Raw genomic sequence first — 7,712 nt, 5'->3', positions numbered from 1 at the left:
GCCGTCGATCGCGCCGCCGCGATCGCCGGTGACACGGGCGCGACGCTCGTGATCGCCTGTGCTTTCCAGCCCGCCAGCGCCCGGACCGTGGAACGGGCTCAGGACTCGCTGGGCGCCGACGTCGCGTACCAGGTGGTCGGCTCGAACCCGGCCGAGGAGTCGGTGCGCACCGCCGCGGAGCGGGCCGCCCGCGCGGGCGCGACCAAGGTCAAGACCGTGGTCGTCGACGGTGACCCGGTGCCCGCGCTGACCAAGGTCGTGCACGAGCACAACGCCGACCTGCTGGTGATCGGCAACCGGGGCCTCAACACCCTCGCGGGCCGCATCCTGGGCTCGGTGCCGTCGGAGGCCGCGCGCAAGTCGACTGTCGACGTGCTCATCGTCCACACGACTTGACATCCTCCCCTGGCTGAAGCCGGGGGATTACAACAGCGACTACCCCACGAGGAAGAGGTCGTGTTGAGGTTCACGGTTCGCAGGCCCGCCCAACGGCGGGCCTCCCCGTGCAGCCACGGCATGCCCTGCCGCGTCTCGAATGTTGAATGCCGCGTTCACATCGGCGTTACAGGCGAGACCGCAGGATCGGCATCGGAAGACGGCTTGGCTCTCGCGCGCCTCCCGATCCACGATCCCGCACGCCGAACAACGCTGACTCGTGTAATACGGGTCAACCTTCACCACTCGCTCCGGGGCCTTTTGCTCCAGCCGGGTCACGAGCTGCCCCCACCCGTTGGCGAGGATGCGCCGGTTCAGGCCGGCCTTCTGCCGCACACCCCGACCGGGCGCGCCAAGCGTGCCCCTCGCCGACCGAGTCATATCGCTGATCTTGAGATCTTCGACGCCGATCAGGTCGAAGTCTCGGGCGAGCCGGGTGCTGGTCTTCTCGACCCAGTCCTTGCGTCGGTCGGTTTCTCGGGCCATGAGCTTCGCGATGGCAGTCTTGATCTTGTCGCGCCGCGTGGAGCCGCGCTTGGCGCGGGCGAGCTTGCGCTGCAGCCGCAGCAGGCGCGCCTTCTCACTGTTGCGGAGTGCGGGCACGTTGAGCAGTTCCCCAGTGGACAACGCCGCCGACACCACGACCCCTCGGTCCACCCCCACCGCCGCACCAGTGCCAGGTCCAGTAATGGGCTCGGGCACGACTGGGAACGCCACATGCCAACGCCCCGCCCGATCACGGGTGATTCGGTAGGACCTCACACCGTCGGTGACCGCACGCGACCACCGGAATCGGACCCAGCCGATCTTGGGCACCGTGACCTCACCGACGTTGCGGGAAACCCTGCGCACATCGCCCGGTTTGACCGCGACGATCCGGAATCCTTCACTGCGCCCACGTCGGCGCCAGGTTGGCCGCCGGTGGGTTCGGCCGAAGAAGTTCGCCATCGCCTGGCCGAAATCTCTCAACGCCTGCTGCTGAACGATCACCGATCCAGCAGCCAACCACGGGTTCACCGCGCGAGCCTGCGTCAGTTGACGGCACTGCTCGGTGTACCCCGGGGCTGCCCTGCGTCCCGGCCGCCAGTGCGCGTGCTGTTCCACGGCGAGATTCCACACGAACCGGGCATGCCCACAATGCGCCAACAACATCCGCTCCTGAGCAGGCGTCGGTTGAAGACGAAAACGGGACATGCCGACAACCTAACGAGCACCACCGACAGAACCTGGAGACACCGGTGAGACCCGGCAGACCACGGCACACACGGACCTTGGCGGGCGACCCGCTCGTGATACCTCTCACCGGTCAACACCGGACCGCCCTCGGGAGGACCTTGTGACCGAGGAGTTCGGGGCGGCGCAGCGGCAGGTCGAGGAGATCCTCCTCGGCGGCGAGCGCCGCTACACCCGTCAGCAGGTCCGGGAGAAGGCGGGCGTGCCGCTGGACCGCTCCGTCATGCTGTGGCGGGCGCTCGGCTTCGCCACCGTCGGCGACGACGAAGTGGTGTTCACCGACAGCGACGTCGAGGCCCTGCGGATGACGCAGGAACTCATGCTGGCGGGCATCATCGAGCCGGAGATGACCACGGCGACCGCGCGGATGCTCGGCCAGCACCTTTCCCGGCTGGCCGAGTGGCAGGTCCACCTGATGACCGACATCCTCTCGGCGAACCCCGAGCTGGTCTCCGACGAGCGCCAGCTGGGCCGGTTCATCGAGCGCCTGGTGCCCGACCTGGAGCGCATGCAGAACTATGCCTGGCGCAGGCACCTGGCGGCCTACGCCGGCCGCGCGCTGGCCAGCCCGGGTGAGCAGCTGCAGGTGCAGAACGAGGTCGTCGGGTTCGCCGACATGGTCGGCTTCACCACGCTGACCCGCCGCGCCAACGAGGCCGAGCTGGTCACCATGGTCGACCGCTTCGACGGGATGACCGCGGAGATCGTCGCGGACAACCACGGCCGCATCGTGAAGATGCTCGGCGACGAGGTCCTGTTCGTCGCCGACTCCCCGCACCAGGGCGCGGAGATCGCGCTGCGGCTGCTGGAGGCCGCCGAGGCCGACCCGGACCTGCCCGCCCTGCGCGCGGGCATGGCCTACGGCCGGGTTCTCAACCGCTTCGGCGACGTCTACGGCTCCACGGTCAACATCGCCGCCCGGCTCACCGGGGTCGCCCGGCCGGGCACGGTGATGATCGACCGCGGGCTGGCGGACGAACTGACGGGGGTCGCGGCGTACACGGTGCGCAGCAGGCGGCCGGTGTCGGTGCGCGGCTTCAGCAGGCTCAAGTGCGCGGTGCTGCGCCGCTCGGAGGAGTCGAAGGTGCCCAGCATCGATCTTGTGCCCGACGAGCGCCCGCGCCGCAAACGCCGCTGACCGCCTCGGAGTCCTTTACGCGTTGCCTAGCGCTTGGCCAGCCAGGGTGTGACCGCGCCCAGGAAGGCCCCCGGGGATTCGATCGACGGCAGGTGGCCGGTGTCGGGCAGCAGTTGCAGCTCGCCGCCGGTCAGCTCGGCGAGTTCCTGCGCCACCGGCACCGGCATCAGCTTGTCGAGCGCGCCATGCACGACGAGGGTGTCGACGCCCGCGGACCGCAGCGTGTCGCAGGAGTCCATGCGCGCCGCCATGGCGCGCTGCGCCCATGCGACGGCGGCGGGGCTCTGCGACTCCATCAGCTCGCGGACGGTGCCCGCGTAGGCCTGGTCGGCCAGCAGCATCGGCAGCATCGTGTCGGCGAGCCAGGGCGCGGTCCCCTCGCCCTCGGCGCGGTCGGCCACCTTGAGCCGGTTGGCGGCCGCCTCCTCGGTGTCGGCCGTGGCCTTGGTGTCGATGAGCAGCAGCCCCGAGACCCGCTGGGGCGCGGCCCGCAGCGCGGCCATGGCGCAGTAGCCGCCCATCGAGCAGCCGCCGACCACAGCGCGGTCGAGCCCCAGTTCGTCGAGCAGGTCGATGACGTCCTGGCCGAGGGTCTCCACCGAGGGTTCGGCGTCTCCCGCCGGGGACCGGCCGAAGCCGCGCAGGTCGGGGGTGATCAGCCGGACGACCCTGGAGAGCGCCTCGCGGACCGGGTCCCACATGCGCGAGTCCAGCGGGAAGGCGTGGAGCAGGACGACGGGGGTGCCGGAGCCGGTGTCGGTGAGGTGCACGCCGCCATTGTGGACCTCAGAAGCGGCCTTCGCGGACCCGCCGCACCGCGTCCTCACCGGAGAGTTCGGCGCGCGCGTCAGGGTTGTCCAGGTAGAACCGCAGGGTGTGCAGGACGACGAGCTGGTCTATGCCCATGTTCCGCATAGGCACCGCGCACGCGACGTCGCGGCCGAATTTGGCGGCCACCTTGCGCATCCGGGTGTCGGCCGAGGCCGCCTCGGTGGAGACGACGCCCAGGTAGTTCTGGCTCGGCCCGGTGCGCGACCGCCCGATGCGCAGGCTCAGCGGCCGGATCTCGGTGATGCCCTGCCACGGCACTCGAACCACGGGGTGCACCCACGTCAGCGCGATGTGGTCGGGGGTGAGCAGGATCCCGACTATCCGCTGCTTTCGCTTGAGCGCGAAGAAACCGGCGGCCAGCAGCAGCGCGGCGAGGATTCCGAGCACGACCGCGCCGACCGTGGGACCCACGCCGCCCCGGATGATCAGCAGCGCGGCGAGCCCGCCGAGGCCGAGACCGACGATGATCAGGACGATGCCCGCCGCGATCCTGGCCTGCCGGGCGGGGATCAGCAGGCCCGCGACGCCGTCGACCGTCGCCGCGCACGCCGCGCCTGATGGTGTGCCGGAGGGTTGAGCGGTTCCGTCCGCGGCGAGCCAGGGCCGAGGACACGGGAGCGAGCGGTCGTCCATGTGTCAATGCAAGCGCATGCGGGGCCGTCACCGCCAGCCAAACCCCCAGGACGGCGGTGAAGTCGATCACCCGGTCGGGTCAGCGCCTCCGCGAAGCCGGACCGCGACGGCCGCGCGCGGCCCAACAGGCTTGGTGCCAGTGTCTGCGGTCCTCGACCGAGCCGTAGTCGTCGGCGGGCCAGGTGACGACGTGGGCCATGCCGACGGGAATCTCGTGGTCGCATCCCGGGCACCGGTACATCTTCGTCGCGTGTGCCCCGGGGACGTTGCGGACCAGCCAGTCGCCGTCGTGGGCGGTTTCGCGCCGCTGGGCGGCCAGTCCGCCGCTCAGCGGACGGGGATCGTCGCCGATGGCGTACTTGGGTCGGTTGCGGCGGGGCACGGTGAGCACCGTATCCGCGCGGCCCGGTGAGGCAGAATGTGCGGGTGCCCACTTATGAGTTCCGCTGCCGCGAGTGCGGATCGACTTTCGACGTGCGACGCCCCATGGCCGAGTCGTCCGACCCCGCCGCCTGCCCCGAGGGCCACGCCGACACGGTGAAGCTCCTGAAAATGGCAGGCCTCTCCGGCGCCACCGCCACATCCCAGGCCCCGCAGTCCGGCGGCGGCTGCGGCGGCGGAGGCTGTTGCGGTTGACGCGGGGCCGGCCCGCTCGATGGGCGGGCCGGCGCCATGTCGACATCACTAAATCCTAATAATCACGGAAGCCCTTGCCGGTCTTGCGGCCCAGGCGACCTGCCGTGACGAGGTGTTCGAGCAGCGGGGCCGGGGCGTATCCGGCTTCGCGGAATTCGTTGTACAGCGTGCGTTCGATGGCCAGTGACACGTCGAGACCGACGACGTCGAGGAGTTCGAACGGGCCCATCGGCAGGCCACAGCCGACCTTCATCGCGGTGTCGATGTCGTCGGCGTCGGCGTAGTGCGCTTCCAGCATCTTGATCGCGTCGTTGAGGTACGGGAACAGCAGCGCGTTGACGATGAAGCCCGCGCGGTCGCCGCAGTGGACCGGCTTCTTGCCGACCTTTTCGCACAGGGCGTGCGCGGTGGCGACGACGTCTTCGGCGGTGGAGATGGTTTCGACGATCTCGACCAGCTTCATGATCGGCGCCGGGTTGAAGAAGTGCAGGCCGACCACGTCGGACGGTCGCGAGGTCGCCGCGGCGCACTCGATGACCGGCAGCGACGAGGTGGTGGTCGCCAGGATCGCGCCCGGCTTCAGGACCTCGTCGAGGGCCCCGAAGACGGCCTGCTTGATGGCGAGTTCCTCGGCGACGGCCTCGACCACGAGGTCGCAGTCGGCCAGTTCCTCGAACTCGACGGCCGGGCTGATGCGGCCGAGGATCGCGTCGCGCTCCTCTTCGGCGAGCCTGCCCTTGGCGACCTGGCGGTCGAGCGACTTGCGCACCTTGCCGATCGCCGCGGTGGCCTTGTCGGCGCTGCGGGCGCGGAGCACGACGTCGAAACCCTTGCGGGCGAAGACTTCGACGATCCCGGTGGCCATCGTGCCGGTGCCGACCACGCCGACCCGCTGGACGTCGCGAGTGGACACTCCGGCGTCGCCGCCGGCGGCCGGGGTGTGGGCGTCGGCGACGACGTTGGGCGAGTCCGGGGCGTCGTAGGTGTAGAAGCCCTTGCCGGTCTTGCGGCCCAACTGGCCCGCAGTGATCATCTGCTTGAGGATCGGGGCGGGCGCGTGCAGCCGGTTGCGCGACTGCGCGTACATCGTCTCGAGGATCTCGTAGGCGGTGTCGAGGCCGATGAGGTCGAGCAGCGCCAGCGGGCCCATCGGGTAGCCGCAGCCGTAGCGCATGGCGGCGTCGAGGTCCTCGCGGGTGGCGTACTTCGTCTCGAACATCGACACAGCGTGGTTGAGGTAGCCGAAGAGCAGCGCGTTGGCGATGAACCCCGCGCGGTCGCCCATGACGACCGGCTCCTTGCCCAGGCGCTCGGCGAAGGCGACGACGTCGGTGACGACGTCCGGCTCGGTCACGACGGTCTTGACGACCTCGGTGAGCTTGAGGACCGGCGCCGGGTTGAAGAAGTGCAGGCCGACGACCTTGCCGGGGCGGCCGGTGTGCACGCCGATCTCGGTGATCGACAGCGACGAGGTGTTGGACGCGAGGATGGTGTCCGGGCCGACGATGGTGTCCAGCTCGGCGAACACGCGCGCCTTGAGTTCGAGCGACTCGGGGATCGCCTCGATCACCAGGTCGGCGCCCGCGAGGTCCTTCAGCGTGGTGCTGTAGGTGACCCGGCCAAGCAGCTCGTCGCGGGCGGCCTCGTCGAGCTTGCCCTTGGCGAGCGCACGGCTCGTCGAGTGTTCGATGTGGCCGCGTCCGCGCTCGATGCCCGCGTCGTCGACCTCCACCGCGACCACCTGGACACCGGTCCTGGCCAGTACCTCGGCGATGCCCGCGCCCATGGTCCCGAGCCCGACAACACCAACGGTGGAGAACTCACGCGCCACAGCTACCTCCGCAGTCACCGGAAAGCACAACAGATGCTACCTGTCAGTAACATCGTGTGCTGATGATGCCACGCGACCAGGGGATCGCCAGGTGAACTGCGCCACTCTCACCCGGGTGAGGGGTCCTCGAAACCGCGTTCGGCCAGGTCAGCGACCCTCCTCATGGCTTCGTCGGCTTCCGCTCCGGTTGCCGCGACACGCACCCGGTCACCACCGGCCGCGCCGAGACCCATCAGGCTGAGCACACTTCGCGCGTCCGCGGCCCGGCCGCCGAAAGTGACTGTGACCTCGGCATCCACACCGGCGAGGGCCCGGGCGAGCAGCCCGGCTGGGCGCGCGTGCAGGCCGACGTCGTTCGTGAGCAGGATTTCGACACCCTCGGTGGTGTCGGACTCGTCAGGTATCAACTCCGCCATCGCACCCGCGGCGGCGGAGAGCACCCCGTCGAGGTCAGCTCTACCCTGCGCGGCGGCCGCGGCGGCGACGGCGCCCTCCACGAGCGGGGCGTCGACCACCGCGGCGGAGTCCGGGTCGCCGAGCATCTCGACGGCCAGGTCGGCGACCATCTTCGCGCTGCCGAGGTCGTAGAGCACCACCACTCCCGCACCGCTCTGCGCGCCTTCGAGGGCCAGGGCGACGGCTTCGAAGTCCGTGCCCAGCTCGCCGTCGAGACCACCCGCGGCGACGATGGTGACGTCGGGCGCCATCTGCCCCGCCACCTCCGCGACCCCCTCAGCCAGCCGTCGGCTGTGGGAGACGATCACCAACCCGACCCGGCTCATGTCGACTCCACCGATAGATGCCGCGACAGCGCAGAAGACCAAGCGCCGACCAGCCCCACCCCACTCATGTCGAATCCGCGAAAGATCGCAACAGCAGAGCCGAGGACCGCGCGCCCGGATCGAGGTGGCCCGCGCTGCGTTCGCCCAGGTAGGAGGCCCGTCCCTTGCGCGCCACGAGGGGCACGGTCGACTC

General features: G+C 70.1%; 10 protein-coding genes. 3 read left to right on the top strand and 7 right to left on the bottom strand.

Features of this window, described 5'->3' with window-relative positions; all coding sequences use genetic code 11:
- A partial coding sequence (locus ACRDSQ_RS29905; RefSeq protein ID WP_431425682.1) for a universal stress protein occupies positions 1 to 396 on the top strand: 396 nt, incomplete at its 5' end.
- Positions 397 to 435: 39 nt separating this feature from the next.
- On the opposite strand, the gene ACRDSQ_RS29900 is transcribed toward ACRDSQ_RS29905, so the two are convergent.
- Positions 436 to 1,629 carry an RNA-guided endonuclease InsQ/TnpB family protein gene (locus ACRDSQ_RS29900; protein WP_431425681.1) on the bottom strand — a complete coding sequence of 398 codons (1,194 nt, stop codon included), beginning with the start codon at positions 1,627 to 1,629 and terminating at the stop codon, positions 436 to 438.
- Positions 1,630 to 1,771: 142 nt separating this feature from the next.
- Here ACRDSQ_RS29900 and ACRDSQ_RS29895 point away from each other — a divergent pair, with 142 nt between their 5' ends.
- Positions 1,772 to 2,806 carry an adenylate/guanylate cyclase domain-containing protein gene (locus ACRDSQ_RS29895; RefSeq protein WP_431425679.1) on the top strand — a complete coding sequence of 345 codons (1,035 nt, stop codon included), beginning with the start codon at positions 1,772 to 1,774 and terminating at the stop codon, positions 2,804 to 2,806.
- 26 nt (positions 2,807 to 2,832) lie between these two features.
- Here the strand turns inward: ACRDSQ_RS29895 and ACRDSQ_RS29890 are convergent, their stop codons facing one another.
- From ACRDSQ_RS29890 to ACRDSQ_RS29880, 3 genes are all read right to left on the bottom strand, one after another.
- Positions 2,833 to 3,576, bottom strand: coding sequence for an alpha/beta fold hydrolase (locus ACRDSQ_RS29890; protein ID WP_431425677.1), 744 nt, complete (start codon positions 3,574 to 3,576; stop codon positions 2,833 to 2,835).
- A gap of 16 nt (positions 3,577 to 3,592) precedes the next feature.
- Entirely contained in the window at positions 3,593 to 4,270 is a 678-nt protein-coding gene (locus tag ACRDSQ_RS29885; protein WP_431425676.1) for a hypothetical protein, read from the bottom strand.
- A gap of 79 nt (positions 4,271 to 4,349) precedes the next feature.
- Positions 4,350 to 4,652, bottom strand: coding sequence for a hypothetical protein (locus tag ACRDSQ_RS29880; RefSeq protein ID WP_431425675.1), 303 nt, complete (start codon positions 4,650 to 4,652; stop codon positions 4,350 to 4,352).
- A 44-nt stretch (positions 4,653 to 4,696) separates the two neighbouring features.
- On the opposite strand from ACRDSQ_RS29880, the gene ACRDSQ_RS29875 reads away from it, so the two are divergent.
- Entirely contained in the window at positions 4,697 to 4,906 is a 210-nt protein-coding gene (locus ACRDSQ_RS29875; protein WP_431425673.1) for an FmdB family zinc ribbon protein, read from the top strand.
- Positions 4,907 to 4,961: 55 nt separating this feature from the next.
- Here ACRDSQ_RS29875 and ACRDSQ_RS29870 read toward each other — a convergent pair whose 3' ends face one another.
- From ACRDSQ_RS29870 to ACRDSQ_RS29860, 3 genes are all read right to left on the bottom strand, one after another.
- On the bottom strand, positions 4,962 to 6,737 hold the full coding sequence (locus tag ACRDSQ_RS29870; protein WP_431425672.1) for a 3-hydroxyacyl-CoA dehydrogenase family protein: 1,776 nt from the start codon (positions 6,735 to 6,737) through the stop codon (positions 4,962 to 4,964).
- Between the two features lie 107 nt (positions 6,738 to 6,844).
- A complete protein-coding gene (dhaM, locus tag ACRDSQ_RS29865) occupies positions 6,845 to 7,519 on the bottom strand; it encodes a dihydroxyacetone kinase phosphoryl donor subunit DhaM (RefSeq protein ID WP_431425671.1) in 675 nt (224 codons plus the stop codon).
- Between the two features lie 64 nt (positions 7,520 to 7,583).
- Positions 7,584 to 7,712 (bottom strand): DAK2 domain-containing protein (locus ACRDSQ_RS29860; protein WP_431425683.1); only part of this gene is annotated, 129 nt, incomplete at its 5' end.

This window comes from Actinokineospora sp. (genome assembly GCF_050699995.1).
Taxonomy (GTDB): domain Bacteria; phylum Actinomycetota; class Actinomycetes; order Mycobacteriales; family Pseudonocardiaceae; genus Actinokineospora.
Note: the sequence above shows the minus strand (reverse complement) of the source record. Positions and strands in the feature narration are given on the sequence as shown.

What these genes read in the sequence shown, in the direction of transcription:
- dhaM (WP_431425671.1), bottom strand. Translation starts at nt 7,519, where the DNA reads ATGAGCCGGGTCGGGTTGGTGATCGTCTCCCACAGCCGACGGCTGGCT.
- ACRDSQ_RS29900 (WP_431425681.1), bottom strand. Translation starts at nt 1,629, where the DNA reads ATGTCCCGTTTTCGTCTTCAACCGACGCCTGCTCAGGAGCGGATGTTG.
- ACRDSQ_RS29885 (WP_431425676.1), bottom strand. Translation starts at nt 4,270, where the DNA reads ATGGACGACCGCTCGCTCCCGTGTCCTCGGCCCTGGCTCGCCGCGGAC.